The organism is Kitasatospora sp. HPM-01-4, from assembly GCF_051374625.1.
GTDB lineage: Bacteria > Actinomycetota > Actinomycetes > Streptomycetales > Streptomycetaceae > Kitasatospora.
This window is the reverse complement of sequence record NZ_JBPQGP010000005.1, coordinates 7,407,699-7,430,593: the sequence shown is the minus strand read 5'-3', so window position 1 is coordinate 7,430,593 and position 22,895 is coordinate 7,407,699. Positions and strand designations below refer to the sequence as shown.

Annotated in this window: 1 protein-coding gene; it reads right to left on the bottom strand. The window is 73.8% G+C overall.

The window, feature by feature from the left end; translation table 11 throughout:
- Positions 1–2: 2 nt before the first annotated feature.
- Positions 3–22,865, bottom strand: coding sequence for an SDR family NAD(P)-dependent oxidoreductase (locus ACSMTC_RS32350; RefSeq protein ID WP_436563282.1), 22,863 nt, complete (start codon positions 22,863–22,865; stop codon positions 3–5).
- Positions 22,866–22,895 lie beyond the last annotated feature (30 nt).

Sequence of the window (22,895 nt, the reverse complement as noted above, 5' to 3'; positions counted from 1 at the left end):
CGCTACTCCTTAGCGTTGCGGGACTCGCCCGAGCGGATGACCTCGGTCCTGCGGTGCGCATCGTCCAAAAGGCTGAACAGTTCGTCGTCGCTGGCCTCGTCGACTCCGGCCGCGGAGCCGGTGCGTTTGGCGGTCCAGGCCGCGAGAAGTGCTTCGAGGCGGGCCGCGACGGTCTCGTAGTCGGCGTCGGCGGCTGCCGCGTCCAGGGTGGACTTGAGCTGGTCGAGTCCGGCGAGCAGGGGGTCGGGTTCGGTGCCGTGCAGCCGTGTGTGCACGGCAGCGGCGAGGCGGGCAGGTGTCGGGTGGTCGAAGACGAGCGTGGCGGGCAGGCGCAGGCCGGTGTCCGCGTCGAGCTGGTTGCGCAGTTCCACGGCGGTGAGCGAGTCGAACCCGATGTCGGTGAACGCCTGGTCGGGGTTGACCGCCTCCGGTGACGAGTGCCCGAGGACGAGGGCGACCTGGCCCACGACGAGTTGCAGCACGTCGGCCTGCGTCCACACGCGGTCGGCCTGCCTGCGCCGGGGCCGTACCAGCTCCCGCAGCAGGGCGGGCGGGTCTCCGGCGCGGCGCAGCGCCGGCAGGTCGAACCTGACGGGGGCGAGGGTGGGGGTGCCCGCGGTCAGCGCGGCGTCGAACAGGGCCAGCGCGTCCGTCGTCGGCAGCGGCCGTACGCCGGCCCTGGCCAGGCGGTGCCGGTCGGTGGCGGTCAGACCTCCGGTCATGCCGCTGGCCTCCGCCCAGTAGCCCCAGGCGAGCGACACGGCCGGCTGTCCCTGGGCGTGCCGGTGTGCGGCGAGGCCGTCGAGGTACGCGTTCGCCGCCGCGTAGTTCGCCTGGCCCGCGCCGCCCAGCACACCGGCCGCCGACGAGAACAGCACGAACGCCTCCAGGTCCGAGGTCAGTTCGTGGAGGTGCCGCGCCGCGAGGGCCTTCGGCTCCCACACGCGCGCGAACTGCTGCGGGGTGAGGGATTCCACGACGGTGTCGGCCAGCGTGCCCGCGGCGTGGATCACCGAGGTGACCGGGTGTTCGGCGAGCAGCCGCGCCACCGCCTCGCGGTCGGACACGTCGCACGCCACGATGTCGGCGGTCGCGCCCAGCGCGGCCAGGTCGGCGGTCAGCGCGGCCGCGCCGGGAGCGTCCGGGCCGCTCCGGCTGACCAGCAGCAGGTGCCGCACGCCGTGCCGTACGGCGAGGTGGCGGGCGATCGTGCCGCCCAGGGTGCCGGTGCCGCCGGTGACGAGCACCGTGCCCTCGGGGCTGAGCAACGAGGGCAGCGGTTCGGTCCGCGCCCGTTCGAGGCGGGGGACGTGAACCGCGCCGGCGCGGATCGCGAGCTGTGGTTCGTCGCCGGCCAGCCGGACCTCGTCGCCGTCGTCACCGTCGACCAGCACGAACCGGCCGGGGTGCTCGGTGGCGGCCGACCGGACCAGGCCCCAGACGGCGGTGGCCTGCGGATCGACGTCCTCGCCCGGCCGAACCGGCACGGCGTTGCGCGTGGCGACCACCATGCGCGGGGTGTCCGTGGTGAGGAAGTCCTGGATCACCCGCAGGGTCTCGACGGGCGATGTGGCGTGGTGGACCGGGATGTCCGGTTCGGTGGTCGCCGCTTCCAGGACCGGCCACGCCACCTGGTACGGCACGTCCTGCGTGGTGGCCCCGGCCGGCCGGCGCAGGGTCAACGAGGCGATCTCGGCGACCGGCGCGCCCGACTGGTCGGCGAGGCCGATCGCGCAGGTGTCCTGGCCGGTCACGGTCAGCCGGACCCTGGCGTGCTCGGCGCCGCGCCACCAGGAGATCCCGGCGAAGGAGAACGGCATCTTCGGCCGGTCGTCGGCGACGGTCACGATCTGGATCGCGGCGTCGAGCAGGGCGGGGTGCAGGGCGAACCGGGTGTCGCCGGGGGGTACGGCCACCTCCGCGTAGAGGGTGTCGCCGTCGCGCCAGGCCGCTCGCAGACCTTGGAAGGCCGTGCCGTAGGCGAATCCGGCGTCGGCCAGGTTGTCGTAGAAGGCGTCGAGGTCGACGGCTTCGGCGTGCGGCGGCCACTGCCGTGCCCAGGGCTCCCGTGGTGCGACGGGTACGGCGCCCAGGGTCCCGGTGGCGTGCCGTACCCACTCGCCGTCCGCGCGCGAGTGGATCGAGACGCCGCGCCGGCCCGCCCGGTCGGGGCCGACGGTCACGGACACCCGCACGCCGTCCGCGACCACCAGCGGTGTCTCCAGCGTCAGGTCCTCGACCGCCGGGCAGCCGACGTGTTCGCCGGCCCGGAGCGCCAGGTCCACGAACGCCGCGGCGGGCAGCAGGGGCGAGCCCGAGATGACGTGTTCGGTGAGCCACGGCTGCGCGGCGGTGGCGAGCTGTCCCGTCAGCACCACGCCGTTGTCGTCGGGGAGTTCCATGGCGTCCCGCAGCAGCGGGTGGTCGATCCCGCCGTCACCGGTCGGTGCCGGGGTGGTGGGCTGGAGCCAGTAGTGCTGGTGCTGGAACGGGTACGAAGGCACACGCCCGCCCGACGTCCCCGCCGTCGTGGTCACAGGCGGCATCCAGCGCACCGCGCCGTCCGCCCACAACCGCCCCAACCCCGCGAACAACCGCTCCGCGGAATCACCACCACGCCGCATCAACCCGTTCCCCACCAGCAACGGATGCGGACCCACCTCCACGAACCCCGTAACACCCTGACCCGCCAACCACTCCATCGCCTCGGCGAACCGCACCGGCTCCCGCACCTGCCGCACCCAGTACCCAGGCTCCCCCAGGTCCACCGGACGCCCGGCCACCGTCGAAACCACCGGAATCACCGGCTCACCGAACGACAAACCCGCCGCCACCCGACCCAGCTCCTCCAGCACCGGATCCATCCGCGCCGAATGAAACGCGTGACTGACCGCCAGCCGCCGCACCCGACGCCCACGACCGCGCCACACCTCACCCACCGCCGCCACCGCCGCCTCGTCCCCCGACACCACCACCGCATCCACCCCGTTGACCGCCGCCACCTCAACACCCGGCACCAGCGATCCCGTCACCTCCTCCACCGACGCCTGAACCGACACCATCGCCCCACCACCGGCCAACCCCTGCATCAACCGGCCCCGCGCCCCCACCAGCACACACGCGTCCTCCAGGCCCAGAACCCCCGCCACATGAGCCGCCGCCACCTCACCCACCGAATGCCCCACCACGAAATCCGGCCGCACACCCAACCACTCCACCAACCGGAACAACGCCACCTCCAGCGCGAACACCCCGGCCTGCGTGAACAGCGTCTCCCCCAGCACCCCCTCCCCGTCCTCGAACAACACCCCCACCGGCAACCCCAACAACCCACACACCTCGTCCAACACCCGCGCGAACACCGGGAACTCGCGGTACAGACCCCGCCCCATCCCCGCCCACTGACCACCCTGACCGGAGAACACGAACGCCGACCTGCCCGGGGAGGCAGTGCCCGTGACGATTCCGGGTTGTCCGCCGATCAGCGCGTCCAGGCCGGCCGGGTCCGTCAGCACGGCGCGGTGCGGGAACCGAGCCCGCGCGGCCAGGTCCGCGGCCACCTCGGCCGGTGTGACCTCGGGGTGCTCGGCGAGGAACCCGCGCAGCCTCCGGGCCTGGTCGCGCAGGGCCGCGTCCGACTTGGCCGACAGCAGCCACGGCACCGGCACGACGGCTGCGGGCGCGGGCGTGGAAGCGGCAGGAGACTCGGGATCGTAAGCACGGGACTCGGGCGACGTCTCCCCGGCCGGGCCCGGGGCCGGTGCCTCCAGGATCACGTGCGCGTTGGTACCGCTGATGCCGAACGCCGAGATGCCCGCGCGACGCAGGTGGCCGTTGTCGGGCCAGGGCCGGGCCTCGGTGAGCAGCCGGATGTTTCCGGACTCCCAGTCGACGTGTGAGGTCGGCGCATCGACATGCAGCGTCGGCGGCAACTGCCCGTGCCGCATCGCCATCACCATCTTGATCACACCCGCCACACCGGCCGCCGCCTGCGTGTGGCCGATGTTCGACTTCACCGACCCCAGCCACAACGGCTCCACCCGGTCCCGGCCGTACGTCGCCAACAGCGCCTGCGCCTCAATGGGATCGCCGAGCGTCGTCCCCGTACCGTGCGCCTCCACCGCATCCACGTCCGCCGTCGACAGTCCCGCATTCGCCAACGCCTGACGGATCACCCGCTCCTGCGACGGACCATTCGGCGCGGTCAACCCATTGGACGCCCCGTCCTGGTTCACCGCCGAACCCCGCACCACCGCCAGCACCCGGTGACCGTTACGGCGGGCGTCCGACAACCGCTCCAAGAGCACGACACCCGCGCCCTCACCCCACGCCGTACCATCAGCAGCCTCGGCGAACGCCTTCACCCGCCCATCGGCCGCAAGCCCCCGCTGCCGCGAGAACTCGACAAACCCCGCCGGCGTCGCCATCACCGTCACACCACCGGCCAGGGCAAGTGAGCACTCCCCCGAGCGCAGCGCCTGCGCCGCCAGATGGATCGCCACCAGCGACGACGAACACGCCGTGTCCACCGACACCGCCGGACCCTCCAGCCCCAGCAGATACGACACCCGCCCGGAGGTCACACTCGTCGCCGTGCCCGTCGAGAGGTAGCCCTCCAGGTCGGGCGGCTGTGCCCCGGCGCCATAGCCCGAGGACCAGATGCCGGTGAAGACGCCCGTCTGGCTGCCACGCAACGACGTCGGATCGATCCCCGCGTCCTCGAACGTCTCCCACACCGTCTCCAGCAGCACCCGCTGCTGCGGATCCATCGCCAACGCCTCACGCGGCGAAATCCCGAAGAACGCCGCGTCGAAGTCGCCGGCGGCGTCGAGGAAGCCGCCCCACCGCGTATACGACCTCCCCGGACCACCGGCCGGATCATAGATACGACCCACATCCCACCCGCGATCCGACGGGAAATCCCCCACCGCATCCACCCCACCCGACACCAGACCCCACAACTCCTGCGCCGACCCCACCCCACCCGGATACCGGGCCCCCAACCCCACCACCACCACCGGATCACCCGACACCGGAACCCCGACCGGCACGGGTGAGGCAGGGGCCTGGCGCCGGGCGCCGACCAGGAGGTCACGCAGGTGGCCGGCCAGCGCGTCGGGGGTCGGGTAGTCGAAGGTCAGCGTCGCGGGCAGCCGTACCCCGGCGACCGCGGACAGGCGGTTGCGCAGTTCCACCGCGGTGAGCGAATCGAAGCCCAGGTCCTTGAAGGCCCGCTCGGCGCTGACGGCCGCGGTGTCGGTGTGGCCGAGGACCGCGGCCGTCTGGCCGGTGACCAGTTCCAGGACGCGGCTGTGCTGCTCGGTCTCGGGCAGGGCCGCCAGTTCCCTGCCCAGGCCCGGCGGGTCCGTGCGCCGGGCGGGCCTGGTACGGGTGAGGCGGCTGAGCAGGGGACGGGTGGACGCCGCCGACAGGTCGAGGTGTGCGGGGACCAGCGCGGGATCGGCGGCGCCCAAGGCCAGGTCGAACAGTGCCAGCGCCTGGTTCGTGGGCATCGGCAGCACGCCGGCGCGGGCGAGGCGCTTGCGGTCGGTGTCGGTGAGGTGTTCGGTCAGCCCGCTGTCCTCGGCCCATTGTCCCCAGGCCAGCGACACGCCCGGCAGACCCAGGGCACGCCGGTGCACGGCGAGGGCGTCCAGGAAGGCGTTCGCGGCGGCATAGTTCGCCTGGCCCGGGCCGCCCAGCACACCGGCGGCGGACGAGAAGAGCACGAATGCGCTCAGGCCGAGGTCTTTCGTCAGCTCGTGCAGGTGCCAGGCGGCGTCGGCCTTGGGCCGCAGCACCTGGTCGATCCGGCCGGGTGTGAGGGATTCGACGACTCCGTCGTCGAGCACGCCGGCCGCGTGCACGACCGCGGTCAGCGGGTGCGCGGCCGGGATCGAGTCCAGTACGGCCGCCAGCGCGTCCCGGTCGGCCACGTCGCAGGCCACCACCTCGGCGTCGAAGTCCACCTCCGCCGCGGTCCTGCTGAGCAGGAGCAGGTGCCGGATGCCGTGCCGGTCGCGCAGGTGCCGGGCGACCAGGCGGCCCAGTGTTCCGGTGCCTCCGGTGATCAGCACCGTACCGTTCGGGTCGAGCGGGCCGGGTGCCGAGGCCGCTTCGGCCCGTACCAGGCGGGCGGCGTGGGCGGCGCCGTCACGGACGACAAGCTGCGGTTCGTCCCCCGCGACGAGGACGCGGTCGTCGGTGTCGACGAGCACGAACCGGTCGGGGTGTTCCGCCTGGGCCGCGCGGACCAGGCCCCAGACGACGCTGGACGGCAGGTCGACGGGGTCCGGCCCGACCGCCCCGCGGGTCACGACGGCCAGCCGGCCGTCCCCGTCGCGCAGGAAGGCCTGGAGCACGCCCAGCGTCTCGGCGGCGACGGTGTGCGCGGCCGCCACGGGGTCTCCCGCCGGGGGCGTGACGTGGTGGACGGCCGGGGGTTCGCCGGTGCTCTCGACGGGCACCCAGTCGAGGCGGAAGAGCTGGTTGGTCCCGGCGACCGGCATGCCCGGCGGCCGGTGGCGCACGGTCAGCGCGTCGATCACCGCCAGCGGCCCGGATTCGTCGGCGAGCGCGACCCGGAAGGTGTCGGGGCCGGTGGGTGTGAGGCGGACCCGGGCCGTGGAGCCGGCTTTCCGCATCGACACCCCGGCGAAGGAGAACGGCAGGCGGCCGGCCGCCAGCAGGGTCAGCGGCTGGAGTGCGGCGTCGAGCAGCGCGGGGTGGAGACCGAAGCGGTCGCGGGTGTCGGCGGGCAGCGCTACCTCGGCATAGAGCTCGTCGCCCTGCCGCCGGATCTCGCGTACGCCCGCGAACACCGGCCCGTACTCGTAGCCCTGGGCGGCGAGGGTGTCGTAGAAGTCGGTCAGGTCGACGGGCTCACCGGCCGGCTGCCAGGGCTCGCCGGTGTCGTACGGGTGGGGGCGGCCGCCGGTCGCCAGCATGCCGGTGGCGTGCCGCAGCCAGGTGCCGGCCGTCCGGGAGTGCACGGTGACGGGGCGTCGGCCCGTCCCGTCCGGTGCGCCGACGACGACCTGGACCGGCACGGAACCGTCGTCCGGCAGGATCATGGGGGCTTCCAGCACCAGTTCGTCCAGGACGTCGCAGCCGGCCTGCCGTCCGGCGTGCATGGCGAGTTCGACGAACACGGTGCCGGGCAGCAGCACGGAGCCCAGGACGACGTGGTCGGCGAGCCATGGCCGGGTAGCCGTCGAGAGCCGCCCCGTGAGCAGGACGCTCTGGTCCCCGGCCAGTTCGACGACGGCCCCGAGCAGCGGGTGCCCGGCCGAGTCCAGTCCCGCCGCCGACACGTCGCCCTTCGCGGCGACGGGGTTCAACCAGTACGGCCGGTGCTGGAAGGCGTACGTCGGCAGCGGGACATGGTGGGGCTCGCCGGGGAGGACCGGCGTCCAGTCGACGGCCACGCCTTGCGTGTGCAGGCGCGCCAGGGCGAGGTGGAATTCCTGCCTGCCTCTGCCGCGGCGCAGCGTGCCGGTCACAACGCCGTCCATCACCGGCACCAGTACGGGGTGCGGGCTGACCTCCACGAACACGCCGTGCCGGTCCTGCGTAAGGGCCTCGACGGCGAGGTCGAAGCGTACGGGTTCGCGGAGGTTGCGGTACCAGTAGCCGGCGTCGAGGGCGGAGGTGTCGACCGGCTCGCCGGTCACCGTGGAGTAGAACGGGATCACCGCCGGGTGCGGTGTGATGCCGGCGAGGTCGGTGAGCAGTTGCTCGCGGATCGCCTCGACCTGGACGGAGTGAGCGGCGTAGTCGACGGGCAGGCGGCGGGCGCGGATGCCATCGGCCTCACAGGCCGCCAGCAGTTCGTCCAGCGCGTCCAGATCACCCGACACGACGACCGAACCGGGGGCATTGACCACCGCCACCGTCAGCCGGCCGTCCCAACGGGCCACGAACTCGGCGGCCCGCTCATGCCCGAGCCCTATGGAAACCATGCCGCCCCGGTCGGCCAACACCGCCAGCGCCCTGCTCCGTAACGCCACCACCTTCGCGGCGTCCTCCAACGACAACGCCCCCGCCACATACGCCGCCGCGATCTCCCCCTGCGAATGCCCGACGACGGCATCAGGTTCCACACCATGGGCACGCCACAGCTCCGCCAACGCCACCATCACCCCGAACAGAGCGGGCTGCACCACATCCACCCGCTCCAGCGACCCACCACCGACCAACACCTCCACCAACGACCAATCGGTGTACGGCGCCAGCGCCGCATCACACGCATCGATCGCCTCCCGGAACACCGGCTCCGAGCCGTACAACTCCCCACCCATACCCACCCACTGCGCACCCTGCCCCGGAAACACGAACACCGACCGACCCGGCGAACCGGCCACACCCGTGGTGACGCGGGGGTCTCCGTCGGCGAGGGCGGCCAGTTCCGCCATGAGGTCGGTCCGGGTGCTGCCCACCAGGGCCGCCCGGTGGGCGAGCACGGTGCGGGTGGTGGCGAGGGCCCGGCCGATCGCGGCCGACCGGAGTTCGGGGTGAGCGGTGATGTGGTCCGCGAGCCGTCGGGCCTGGGCGCGGAGGGCGTCGTCCGTCTTGCCGGACAGCAGCCACACGGTGGGCTCCGCGGAGTCGTCCGCGGCGGGTTGTTCGGGGATTTCTTTCTGTTCGGAGGTGTCTTCCGGGAACTGTTCGATGACGACGTGGGCGTTGGTGCCGCTGGCCCCGAAGGCCGAGATGCCCGCGCGGCGGGGACGCCCCGTCTCCGGCCACGGCCGGGCCTCGGTCAACAGCCGGATGTCACCGGTGTCCCACTCGACATGCGGCGTGGGCTCCTGGACGTGCAGCGTCGGCGGCAGTTCGGCGTGCCGCATCGCCATCACCATCTTGATCACACCAGCCACACCGGCCGCCGCCTGGGTGTGGCCGATGTTCGACTTCACCGACCCCAGCCACAACGGCTCCACCCGGTCCCGGCCGTACGTCGCCAACAGCGCCTGCGCCTCAATAGGGTCACCGAGGGTGGTGCCGGTGCCGTGCGCCTCCACCGCGTCCACCTCCGACGGCTCCAACCCGGCGTTCGCCAGCGCCTGACGGATCACCCGCTCCTGGGAGGGGCCGTTGGGCGCGGTCAACCCATTGGACGCCCCGTCCTGGTTCACCGCCGAACCCCGCACCACCGCCAGCACCCGGTGGCCGTTGCGACGGGCGTCCGACAACCGCTCCAGCAGCACCAACCCCGCACCCTCACCCCACGCCGTACCGTCAGCCGTCGACGAGAAGGGCTTGCACCGGCCGTCAGGGGCCAGGGCACGCTGGCGGGAGAACTCCGTGAACTGCAGGGGGGTCACGCTCACGGTCACCCCGCCGGCCAGGGCGAGTGTGCACTCCCCCGAGCGCAGTGCCTGCGCGGCGAGGTGGATCGCCATCAGTGACGAGGAGCAGGCGGAGTCGACGGACACGGCCTGGCCTTGGAGGCCCAGCAGGTAGGAGACCCGGCCGGAGGTGATGCTCGGCGCGATGCCGGTGGCGAGGTAGCCCTCGGTGTCGGGCGGTGCCTGGTCGGGGCTGCCGACGTAGCCGGAGGACCAGATGCCGGTGAACACGCCCGTCTGGCTGCCCCGCAACGACGTCGGATCGATCCCCGCATCCTCGAACGTCTCCCACGCGGTCTCCAGCAACACCCGCTGCTGCGGATCCATCGCCAACGCCTCACGCGGCGAGATCCCGAAGAAGTCGGCATCGAACCCCGCCGCGTCCTCGAGAAAACCACCCGACCGCGTATACGACGTCCCGGGATGATCCGCATCCGGATGGAACAACCCCTCGACGTCCCACCCCCGATCACCCGGGAACTCCCCGATCGCATCCACCCCACCCGACACCAGACCCCACAGCTCCTCCGGCGACCCCACCCCACCCGGCAACCGGCACCCCATGCCCACGATCACCACCGGATCAGCCCCACCATCCACTCCACCCGCCGACACCACCGGCACCACCGGCACCACGCCCCCACCCGCACCGGAGAGTTCGGCTGTGAGGTGGTCGGCGAGGTCGGCGGGGGTGGGGTGGTCGAAGACGAGGGTCGCGGGCAGCCGCAGGCCGGTGGCGCCGGCGAGGCGGTTGCGCAGTTCGACGGAGGTCAGGGAATCGAAGCCGAGGTCGCGGAAGGCGAGTCCGGGGGTGATCGCGGCGGCGTCGGAGTGGCCGAGGACGGTAGCGGTGTGGGCGGCGACCAGGGACAGCAGGTCCGACGCGGGGGCCTTGGGCGTCGGCAGGGACTGCGGCATCGAGAGGTCGGCCGTGGTCAGCGCGGGACGTCCGGCAGCCAGCGCGGTGTCGAACATGGCCAGGGCGCGTTCGGTGCTGATGGGGCGGATGCCCTTGCGGGCGAGGCGTTGGCGGTCGGCCGCGGTGAGGTGGGCGGTCATGCCGCTCTCCTGCTCCCAGTAGCCCCAGGCCATCGACACGGCGGGCAGTCCGAGGGTCTGCCGGTGTGCGGCGAACGCGTCGAGGTAGGAGTTCGCGGCTGCGTAGCCGGCCTGGCCGGCGTTGCCGAGTACACCCGCGGCCGCGGAGAACAGCACGAAGGCGGCGAGGTGGTGCTCGCGGGTCAGCTCGTGCAGGTGCCAGGCGCCGTCGACCTTGGGACGCAGCACCCGGTCGAGTTGCTCTGCGGTCAGCCGTTCCACAACGGTGTCGTCGAGCACGCCGGCCGCGTGGACGACGGCGGTGAGCGGATGCTCGGCCGGGATCGAGTCCAGTACGGCCGCCAGCGCGTCCCGGTCCGCGACGTCACAGGCCACGACCCGCACGTCGAGGTCGCCTTGCGGCTCCAGGTGCGGCACCGCGCCGCCGCCGCGGCTGACGAGCAGCAGGTGCCGTACCCCGTAGCGGGACACCAGGTGCCGGGCGACGGCCTGGCCGAGGGTACCGGTGCCGCCGGTGATCAGCACGGTGCCGTCGGGGTCGATCGGCTGGGGGACGGTGAGGACGATCTTGCCGATGTGGCGGGCCTGGCTCATCAGCCGGAAGGAGGCGACGGCCTGGCGGAGGTCCGCGGCGGTGACCGGCAGCGGCTCCAGCGTCCCGTCGGCGACCATCGCCACGACCCTGGAGAGGATGTCGCCCTGCCGCGCGGGGTCGACGTCGTTGAGGTCGAAGGCCCGGTAGATCAGGCCCTCGGGTGAGCGGACGTCCGTCTTGCCCAGCTCGACGAACCGTCCGCCGTCGGCGAGCAGCCGCAGGGAGGCGTCGGTGAGTTCTCCCGCGAGCGAGTTGAGGACGACGTCCATGGCCGGGAACCGGTCGGCGAACCGAGTGTCGCGGGACGAACCGATGTGGTCGTCCGCCAGTCCGAGGCGCCGCAGGGTGTCCCACTTGGCGGGGCTCGCGGTGGCGAAGACCTCCGCGCCGCTGTTCAGGGCCAACTGGATGGCGGCCATGCCCACACCGCCCGCGCCGGAGTGGACCAGGACCCGGTCGCCGGGGCGCAGTTCGCCGAGGTCGAACAGCCCGTACCAGGCGGTGGTGAACGCGATGGGCACCGACGCCGCCTCGGTGAAGCTCCAGCCGTCGGGGATCGCCGTCAGGAGCCGGTGGTCGGCGACCGCGCGCGGCCCGAAGGCGCCGGGCACCATTCCCATGACGCGGTCGCCGGGCCGCCAGGCCGTGACGCCGGGGCCGACCTCGAGGACGGTGCCGGCCCCTTCGCCGCCCAACGGGGGCCGGTCCGGGTACATGCCGAGGGTGATGAGCACGTCGCGGAAGTTCAGGCCGGCCGCGCGTACGGCGACCCGTACCTGTCCGGGTTCCAGCGCGGCCTCTTGCCAGGGCAGCAGGGCCAGGTCGTCCAGTTGCCCGGTGCCGGACTCGCTCAGCCGGTACGCGCCGTCGGGGGCGGTCAGTTCCGGCGCGTACCTGGCCTGCCGCGGCACGAGGACGCCTTCCCGGCGCAGGGCCAGTTCGGGTTCGTCGCCGGCTGTCATGGCGGCCCGGACCGCGTCCTCCTCGGACTCGTCGCCCATGTCGACCAGGACGAACCGGCCGGGGTGCTCGGCGGCGGCGCTGCGGACCAGGCCGCGTACGGCCGCGCCGGCCACGCCGCGGGTCAGGACGGCCAGGCGTGCGGCCGCCCGCTCCGGCTGCTCGGCCAGGAAGTCCTGGACGAGCGCGCGGGCCCGCTGGACGAGGGCGTGCACGGAGTCCGCGTCGGCTTCCGCGGTGAGTACCGGGCTCGGCACCACCTCGGTCGGTGTGCTCGCGGTGACGGGCACCCACTGGGTGTGCAGCACCGCGGCCCGGGCCTCGGCGGCCGGACGGACGGTCAGCCCGGTGATGTCCGCGACCGGGTTGCCGGACAGGTCGGTCAGTGTCGCGCGGTAGGTGCCGGTGCCCGTGCGGGCCAGGTGGACCCGGGCGGACGACACACCGGTGGTGTGCACGGCGACGCCGGAGAAGGAGAACGGCAGCCGGACCCGGGTGTCGGGGCTGAGCAGGATCAGCGGCTGGAGTGCGGCGTCCAGGAGCGCGGGGTGGATGCCGAAGCGGGCGCTGTCGGGGACGGACACCTCGGCGTACAGTTCGTCCTCGCCCTGCCACAACTCCCGCACGCCCCGGAACGCGGGTCCGTACTGGTATCCGAGTCCGGCGAGGAAGGCGTAGAACCCTTCAGGGTCCACGGGTTCGGCGTTCCTCGCGGGCCAGTCGAGGCGACCGGCCGTCACCTGGCCGCCGAGAGTTCCGGACGCGTGGCGGACCCAGCCGTCGCGGCCCTTGGAGTGCACGGTGACCGGGCTGCGGCCGGCGTCGTCCGGGGCGCCGACCGAGACCTGGATGTCCGTGGGTGTGTCCGAGAGCGCGAGGGGCAGGTGCAGGACGAGGTCGTCAAGGGTCCCGCCGGCCAGGGTGGCGAGTTCGAGGAAGGCGGTGCCCGGCAGCAGGACCGTGCCGTCGACGGCGTGGTCGGCCAGCCAGGGGTGGGTGCGGGTGGAGACGCGGCCACTGTGCACGGTGCTTCCGTCGGGCAGTTCGACCGTGGTGCCCGCCAGCGGGTGCCCGGTGCCGTGGTCGCCGGCCGCGGGGGTGAGCCAGTAGGTGCTGCGCTGGAAGGCGTAGCGCGGCAGCCTGACGCCGTGCGGGCGCCTCTGCGGCCAGGTCACGGCGACGCCCTGGACGTGGAGGCGGGCCAGGGCGGTGTGGAATTCCCCGATGGCGCCGTGGTCGCGGCGCAGGGTGCCGGTCGCCGCGCCGTCCAGGTCCTGCACCAGCACCGGGTGCGGGCTGACTTCCACGAACACCTCGTGGCCGTCGGCGGTGAGCCGGGCGGTGGCCAGGTCGAAGCGTACGGGTTCGCGGAGGTTGCGGTACCAGTAATCGGCGTCGAGGGCGGAGGTGTCGACCGGCTCGCCGGTGACCGTGGAGTAGAACGGGATCGCCGCCGAGTGGGGCGTGATGTCGGCCAGTTCGCTGAGCAGTTGCTCGCGGACCGCCTCGACCTGCGCCGAGTGCGCCGCGTAGTCGACGGGGATGGCGCGGGCGCGTATGCCGTCGGCCTCGCAGGCGGCCAGCAGTTCGTCCAGGGCCCCGGGTTCGCCGGACACGACGACGGTCGAGGCGGAGTTGACCACCGCGACGGTGATCCGGTCGCCCCAGGGGCTCAGGTAGCCGGCGGCGTCGTCCGCGGACAGCGCGACCGAGACCATGCCGCCGTGTCCGGCCAGGGCGACCAGGGCCTTGCTGCGCAGGGCGACCACCTTCGCGGCGTCCTCCAACGACAACGCCCCCGCCACATACGCCGCCGCGATCTCCCCCTGCGAATGCCCGACGACGGCATCAGGTTCCACACCATGGGCACGCCACAGTTCCGCCAGCGCCACCATCACCCCGAACAGAGCGGGCTGCACCACATCCACCCGCTCCAGCGACCCACCGCCGACCAACACCTCCACCAACGACCAATCGGTGTACGGCGCCAGCGCCGCATCACACGCATCGATCGCCTCCCGGAACACCGGCTCCGAGCCGTACAACTCCCCGCCCATACCCACCCACTGCGCACCCTGCCCCGGAAACACGAACACCGACCGACCCACCGGCCGGGCGATCCCGGTGACCAGACCCGGCGCCGACCGGCCCTCCGCCAGGGCGTCCAGGGCCGCGGCGGTGCCCACCACCACGGCCCGGTGCTCGAACACGGTGCGGGCGGCCAGAGCGCCCCCGACCGCCGCCGGGCTCACCTCGGGATGTACGGCGGTGAAGGCGCCAAGTCGGCGCGCCTGCTCCCGCAACGCCACCTCGGACCTGGCCGACAGCGGCCAGAGGACCTGGTCGTCCGCGCGGCCCCGGGGAGAGGGTGCGGCGGAGTCGGCCTCGGCGGGCTGTTCGAGGATGCTCTGCTCGATAATGACGTGGGCGTTGGTGCCGCTGATGCCGAAGGCGGAGACGGCGGCCCGCCGTGGCCGCCCGGTCGCGGGCCAGGCGACCGGTTCGGTGAGCAGGCGGACCGCGCCGGAGGCCCAGTCGACGTGCGGCGTGGGCGCGTCCACGTGGAGGGTCCGCGGCAGTTCGCCGTGCCGCATCGCCATGACCATCTTGATCAGGCCGGCCGCGCCGGCCGCTGCCTGGGTGTGGCCGATGTTCGACTTCACCGACCCCAGCCACAACGGCTCATCCCGGTCCCGGCCGTACGTCGCCAGCAGCGCCTGGGCCTCGATGGGATCGCCGAGGGTGGTGCCGGTGCCGTGGGCCTCCACCGCGTCCACCTCGGACGGCTCCAACCCGGCATTGGCGAGGGCCTGACGGATCACCCGCTCCTGGGAGGGGCCGTTGGGCGCGGTCAGGCCGTTGGAGGCGCCGTCCTGGTTGGTGGCAGAGCCCCGGACGACCGCCAGCACCTCGTGGCCGTTGCGGCGGGCGTCGGACAGGCGTTCCAGCAGCAGCAGGCCGGCGCCCTCGGCCCAGCCCGCCCCGTCGGCCCCGGCGGCGAAGGACTTGCTGCGGCCGTCGGGCGCGCTCGCCCCCTGCCGGGACATCTCGGTGAACAGCGTGGGTGCCGCGTTGACGGTGACGCCGCCGACCAGGGCCAAGGAGCACTCTCCCGAGCGCAGCGCCTGAGCGGCCAGGTGCAGGGCCACCAGGGACGACGAGCAGCCGGTGTCCAGGGACAGTGCCGGGCCGAGCAGGCCCAGCTGGTACGCCAGCCGGCCGGACCCCACGCTCGACGCGGTGCCGGTGACCTGGTAGCCCTCCAGGTCGTCGGGGACCGGCCCGGCGGCGTAGCCGGTGGACCACATGCCGGTGAACACGCCGGTGGGTGTGCCCTCCAGCGTGGTCGGGTCGATACCGGCGTACTCGATGGTCTCCCACGCGGTCTCCAGCAGGATGCGCTGCTGCGGGTCCATGGCGAGCGCCTCGCGGGGCGATATCCCGAAGAACGCCGCGTCGAAGTCGCCGGCGGCGTCGAGGAAGCCGCCCTGGGACGTGCTCGACGTGCGGGGACGGCTTCCCGTCGGGTCGTACAGGCGGTCGATGTCCCATCCCCGGTCGGCCGGGAAGTCGCCGACCGCGTCCACGCCGTCCGCGACCAGCCGCCACAGGTCCTCGGGGGTGCCGACGCCTCCGGGGTAGCGGCAGCCCATGCCGATGACCGCGATCGGCTCGTCCGTCGCGGCCGGGGTCTGCGGCGCGTCCTGCTCGCCGGACTCGCCGGACAGGTGGGCGGCCAGCCGTGCCGGGGTGGGGTGGTCGAAGACGAGGGTGGCGGGCAGTTTCACCCCGAGCGCGGCGGTCAGGCGGTTGCGCAGTTCCACCGCGGTCAGTGAGTCGAAGCCCAGGTCCTTGAACGCCTGCCGGGGGTCGAGCCGTTCGGGGGTGGCGTGTCCCAGCACCCCGGCGACGTGGGTGGTGATCAACTCCAGCAGGTCGGTGCCGCCGGCGGGGGGTGCGGGTCGGGGGGCCTGCGGCCGGCTGTGGGACTCGGGCAGGTCCCGCAGCAGCCGGCTCGGCCGCGCGTGGGTGTAGGCGCGGGCGAACTGTGCCCAGTCGGCCTCGGTGACGACCGCCAGGGCCTCGTCGTGGTCGAGGACGTCCTGCAGCGCGTCGAGTGCCCGGCCCGGGTCCAGTTCGCCGAGGCCGAGCAGGGTGCGCTGGCGCTGCACGGGCTCCAGGGCCGCCATGCCGCCTTCGGCCCAGATGCCCCACGCGACGGAGGTCGTGGCGCGGCCCTGGGCGCGGTGCTGTGCGGCCAGCGCGTCGAGGAAGGCGTTGCCGGCGGCGTAGGCCGCGCCGTGGCCGTCGCCCCACACGCCCGCGGTGGAGGAGAACAGGACGAAGGCGTCGAGGTCCGGCAGGAGTTCCGCCAGGTTCGCCGCCCCGGCGACCTTGGCCATGATGACCTCGGCGAACTCCGCCGGTGTCGTGTCGGCCAGCCTGGTCGCCCTGATCACGCCGGCGGTGTGGAAGATCGCGCGGATGTCGCCGACGCGCTCGACGAGGTCCCGCAGGGCGTCCCGGTCGGCCACGTCGCACGCCGCCACGGTCACCCGCGCCCCGGCTGCCTCCAGTTCGTCGCGCAGCTCGGCCGCGCCGGGTGCGTCGGGGCCGCGGCGGGAGGCCAGCACGATGTGCTCCGCGCCCTGCCGCGCGAGGCGGCGGGCCACATGTCCGCCGAGCGCGCCGGTGCCGCCGGTGACCAGCACCGTGCCCCGCGGCCGCCAGGGCCGCGCGGCCGGGCCCGATGAGGCCTTGCGGCGCAGCCGCTTGGCGAAGCGCCGGGTGCCGCGGATCGCCACCTGGTCCTCGCCCGTGCCGGCGAGCACGACGAGCAGCGCGTTCACGCTCTCCTCGTCGGGCACGGCGGGAAGGTCGACCAGGCCGCCCCAGCCGTGCGGGAACTCCAGCGCCGCGGACGCTCCGGTGCCCCACGCCAGGGCCTGGGCCGGGCTGGTGACCGGGTCGGTGCCCGAGGTGCTCACGGCGCCGCTGGTCGCGCACCACAGCGGGACGGCCGCCGTCCTCACCGGGTCCAGGCTGCGCACCGGGTCCAGGGTGCGGACCAGATCCAGGGTGCGGACCAGGCCCGCCGGGAGCACCGGGTGGTCGGGGTGCGGCTCCTCGTCCAGCGCCAGCAGCGACAGCACACCGTCCGGCCCGGGCCGGGCGTCCCCGGTGTCGGCCACGTCCCAGGTGTCGGCCACCGCGAAGCCCCGTTCGCGCAGGGCCTCGGCCCACGGGTGCCCGGTCGTGGCCAGGACGAACCAGCGCTCCGGGTCCACCGGGGCCGCGGTACCGCTCGTCGGCGCCCATGCCACCTCGTACCGCCAGTCGTCACGGGGCACCGGCGGGGTCGCGGTCACCCAGTAGGGCTCGCGCTGGAAGGCGTACGTGGGCAGGTCCGCCCTGGGTGCGGTGCGGGGCAGGACCGGAATCCAGTCGACGTCGGCTCCGGCGGCGTAGAGGCGTCCCGCCGCGGCGAGGAACTCGGTGAGGCCGCCGTGGTCGCGGCGCAGTGTTCCGGTGGCGGCGACATCCAGCGCGGGCACCAGCACCGGGTGCGGGCTGACCTCCAGGAACAGGTCGTGGCCGTCGGCGGTGAGCCGGGCGGTGGCCAGGTCGAACCGTACGGGTTCGCGGAGGTTGCGGTACCAGTAGCCGGCGTCGAGGGCGGAGGTGTCGACCGGCTCGCCGGTCACCGTGGAGTAGAACGGGATCACCGCCGAGTGGGGCGTGATGTCGGCCAGTTCGCTGAGCAGTTGCTCGCGGATCGCCTCGACCTGCGCGGAGTGGGCGGCGTAGTCGACGGGCAGGCGGCGGGCGCGGATGCCGTCGGCCTCGCAGGCGGCCAGCAGTTCGTCCAGCACGTCGAGGCCACCGGACACCACGACCGCCGCGGGTCCGTTCACCACGGCGGTGGTCAGCCGCTCGCCCCAACGGGCCAGGTAGCCGGCAGCCTGTTCGACGGACAGCGCGAGGGACACCATGCCGCCCCGGTCGGCGATGACGGCCAGTGCCCTGGACCGTAACGCCACGACCTTGGCGGCGTCCCGCAGCGACAGCGCGCCGGCGACGTACGCGGCGGCGATCTCCGCCTGGGAGTGGCCGACCACGGCGTCCGGCCGCACGCCGTAGGACCGCCACAGGTCGGCCAGCGCCACCATGACGGCGAACAGGGCCGGCTGCACCACGTCGACGCGGTCCAGCGAGCCGTGGCGCAGTTCGTCGACCAGCGACCAGTCGGTGTACGGGGCCAGGGCGGCGGCGCAGGCGTCGATGCCGGCGCGGAAGACCTCGGACTGCTCGTACAGGTCACGGCCCATGCCCGCCCACTGCGCCCCCTGTCCGGGGAAGACGAACACGGTCCCGCCGGTACGGGCCGGCAGGCCTGGCGGGAGCGCGGCCAGGCCGGACAGCAGGTCGTCCCGGTCGGCGCCGACCACCGCGGCCCGGTGCTCGAACCGGGTGCGGGCGGCCAGTGCGCGGCTGATCGCGGCGGCCGGGACGTCGGGGTGGGCGGCCACGTACGCGTGCAGCCGCTCGGCCTGGGCGCGCAGCGCGGCGTCGGTCTTCGCGGACAGCAGCCAGGCGGTGGGGGTGGCCCGGCCGGCGGGTTCGGGAAGGTGGCCGGGGTCCGGGTCAAAGGACTGCTCGATGATCAGGTGGGCGTTGGTGCCGCTGATGCCGAAGGCCGAGATGGCGGCGCGGCGCAGGTGCTCGTGCTCCGGCCACGGCCGGGCCTCGGTCAGCAGCCGGACGCCGCCGGAGGCCCAGTCGACGTGCGGGGAGGGGGCGTCTATGTGCAGGGTTCGCGGCAGTTCGCCGTGCCGCATCGCCATGACCATCTTGATCAGGCCCGCGACGCCGGCGGCGGCCTGGGTGTGGCCGATGTTGGACTTCACCGACCCCAGCCACAACGGCTCGTCCCGGTCCTGACCGTAGGCGGCCAGCAGGGCGTGGGCCTCGATGGGGTCGCCGAGGGTGGTCCCGGTGCCGTGGGCCTCCACCGCGTCCACCTCGGACGGCTCCAACCCGGCATTCGCCAACGCCTGCCGGATCACCCGCTCCTGCGACGGACCGTTCGGCGCGGTCAACCCATTGGACGCCCCGTCCTGGTTGACCGCGCTTCCCGCGACGACCGCCAGCACACGGTGGCCGTTGCGGCGGGCGTCCGACAGACGTTCCAGCAGCACCAAGCCGGCGCCCTCGGCCCAGCTGGTGCCGTCGGCCGCGGCGGCGAAGGGCTTGCTGCGGCCGTCCGCCGCGAGGCCGTGCTGGCGGGAGAACTCGGTGAAGCCCAGCGGTGTCGCCATGATCGTGACACCGCCGGCGAGCGCCAGCGAGCACTCGCCCGCGCGCAGGGCCTGGGCGGCCAGGTGGACGGCGACCAGGGACGACGAGCAGGCGGTGTCCACGGACAGCGCCGGACCGCGCAGCCCGAGGTGGTAGGCGACCCGGCCGGACGTGACGCTGGTCGCGACGCCGGTGAACAGGTAACCCTCCAGGTCCTCTGGCAGGCCCGGCCCGGTCGCGTAGCCGGACGACCAGACGCCGGTGAACACGCCGGTGTGGCTGCCGCGCAGCGAGGCCGGGTCGATCCCGGCGTGCTCGAACGTCTCCCAGGCCGTCTCCAGCACGAGCCGCTGCTGCGGGTCCATGGCGAGCGCCTCGCGGGGCGAGATGCCGAAGAACGGAGCGTCGAAGCCGGCCACCGCCTCCAGGAACCCGCCCCGGGTGGTGTACGTGGTGCCCGCGCCGCGCAGTTCCGGGTCGTACAGGCCGCCCAGGTCCCAGCCGCGGTCGTCCGGGAAGTCGCCGATCGCGTCCACGCCCTCCGTGACGAGCCGCCACAGGTCGTCCGGCGAAGCCACCCCGCCGGGGAAGCGGCAGCCCATCCCCACGATGACGACCGGGTCGTCGTGGGCGGCCGGGGCGGCGGGGGCCGGCCGGTCGCCGGGGCCGGTGCGCAGCCAGTCGATCAGCTCCGCGGGCGTCGGGTGGTCGAAGACGAGACCGGAGGGGAGTTGCCGATCCAGGGCGTCGGCCAGGCGGTTGCGCAGTTCGAGCCCGGTGACCGAGTCAAAGCCGAGGTCCTTGAAGGTGAGCGCGGGATCGATGTCCGCGGGGTTCTCGTGGCCCAGCACGAGCGCGATCTGCGCGGTGACCACGGCGGCCGCGTCGACCGTGCCGCCCGACTCGGGGTCGCCCGTGTCCGTGCCGCCCGCCCCGGTGTCGCAGGTCTCCGGGCCGCCGTCCGGCCGGCCGGGCGCGGCGGTATCCGCCGCGTGCGTCCCCGGGCCGGCCGGGGTCCGTCCGCTCTGCCCGGCTGTCGCTTCGGGCAGCCAGTACGAACGACGTTGGAAGGCGTACGTGGGCAGGTCGACCGGCGCGGCCTCGGCGACGGCCGGGGACCAGTCGACCGGCACGCCGGCCACGAACAGCCGGGACAGCGCGGTCAGGAAGACGTCCGGCCCGCCCCGGTCACGGCCCAGCGTGCCGGTGGCGACGCCGGGCACGCCGATCCGCTCGTGGGCCTGTTCCAGGATCTGTTCGACGGCGGGCAGCAGCACCGGGTGCGGGCTGACCTCGACCACGACGTCGTGCCCGTCCGCCAGCAGTGCGGCGGTGGCCAGGTCGAAGCGGACCGGCTCGCGCAAGTTGCGGTACCAGTAGCCGGCGTCGAGCTCCGTGGTGTCGCCGAGGAGGCCGCCGGTGACCGCGGAGTAGTACGGGATGGCGCCCTGCCGCGGCCGCACACCGTCCAGTTCGGTGTGCAGCCGCTCGCGGATCGCCTCGACGTGCGCGGAGTGGGAGGCGTAGTCCACCGGGACGACGCTTGCGCGGACACCGTCCGCCGCGCAGGACTCGACCAGTTCGGACAGGGCCTGCGTGTCGCCGGACACCACGACCGAGCCGGTGGCGTTGACCACGGCGACCGTCAGCGCGCCGCCCCAGCGCGACACGTAGTCCTCGGCCCGCTCGGCGGACAGGGCCACGGACACCATGCCGCCCCGGCCGGTCAGCGCCACCAGCGCGCGGCTGCGCAGTGCCACGATCCGGGCCGCGTCGGACAGCGACAGCGCGCCCGCGACGTATGCCGCGGCGATCTCGCCCTGTGAGTGCCCGACCACCGCGTCGGGCTCGACACCGAAGGAGCGCCACAGTGCCGCCAGGGACACCATCACCGCGAACAGGGCGGGCTGCACGATGTCCACGCGGTCGAGCGGGGCGCCGTCCAGGACATCAACCAGGGACCAGTCGGTGTACGGGGCCAGGGCCTGGGCGCACTCGTCCATGGCGCCCCGGAAGGCGGGGTACGCGGCGTACAGCTCCCGGCCCATGCCGACCCACTGCGCGCCCTGGCCGGGGAACACGAAGACGGTACGGCCCGGGGTGCCGGCCCGGCCGGCGGCGACCTGGGCGGAGTCGAGCAGGACCGCGCGGTGCGCGAAGCGGGTTCTGGTGGTGGCCAGCGCGTGCGCGACCTCGGCGCCGGTCAGGTCCGGGTGGCTGCGCACGTGTTCGCGCAGGCGCTCGATCTGCGCTCGTAGCGCCTGCTTGGTCCGCGCCGTGACGATCCACGGCGCCGGCCGGGCCTCAGGGGCGGGCCGCCGGGCCGGCGGCGCGACCGCACCGGGCGCCTGCTCGACGATCACGTGCGCGTTGGTGCCGCCCATGCCGAACGACGACACGCCGGCGAGCAGGGGCGCGTCCGGCCGCGGCCAGGGGGTCAGAGCGGTCTGGACCCGCAGCGCCAGTGCGTTGAGAGGGATGCCGGGGTTGGGGGTTTCGTAGTTCAGGCTCGGCGGCAGTGCGCGGTGGTACACGCTGAGGACAGCCTTGAGCAGTCCGACGATGCCCGCGGCGCCTTCCAGGTGGCCGACGTTCGTCTTGGCGGATCCGACCCGCAGGGCGCTGTCGGCGTCGCCGGACTCGGCCGGGTCGCGGTAGGCCGCCGCGAGGGCGGCGGCCTCGATGGGGTCGCCGACAGCGGTGCCGGTGCCGTGCAGCTCCACGTACTGCACATCCGCGGGACGCACGCCGGCGCGGGCCAGTGCCTCGCGGATGACCTGTTCCTGGGCCTGCGCGCTGGGCACGGTCAGGCTCCGTGTGGCGCCGTCGTTGTTGACCGCGCTGCCCCGGATGACACCGTAGACGCGGTCCCCGTCGGCCAGCGCCCGGTCCAGCGGTTTCAGGACGAGGAAGGCGCCGCCCTCACCGCGGACGAAGCCGTTGGCCCGGGCGTCGAAGGTGAAGCAGCGGTCGTCCGGGGACAGGCCGCCGAACTCCGCCGCTCCCTCCTCGCGGGCGGCGGTCAGGTTGAGGTTCACCCCGCCGGCCAGGGCGAGCGCCGACTCGCCGCGGCGCAGGCTCTCGACCGCCAGATGCACCGCGACCAGCGCCGACGACTGGGCTGTGTCGACCGTCATGCTCGGTCCGCGCACACCGAGGAAGTGCGAGACGCGGTTGGCGATGACGCCCCGGCTGGTGCCGGTCAGCGTGTGCGGCGTGATGTGACTGGGGTAGGCCAGGGACGTGTAGTCCTCCCACATCGAGCCGACGAACACCCCCGTCGGGCCGCCCGCCAGCGTGCTCGGCACGATCCGGGCGTCCTCCAGGGCCTCCCAGGCGAGTTCGAGCATGAGCCGCTGCTGCGGGTCCATGCCGGCGGCCTCACGGGGGGACACACCGAAGAACGCCGCGTCGAAGCCGTCCACCCGGTCCAGGTAGCCGCCGTGCCGTACGCCCTGCCGGCCCACGGGCGGCGCGGTGATCGCGTCGGCCCCGTCGCACAGCAGTCGCCAGAACGCCTCCGGATCCGGGGCTTTCGGCAACCTGCCCGCTATTCCGATGACAGCGACACGATCAGCGTCCGAATCCAGGGGGAAGCGCATCACATCGACACCTCGTGAGCTGGGGGGGTG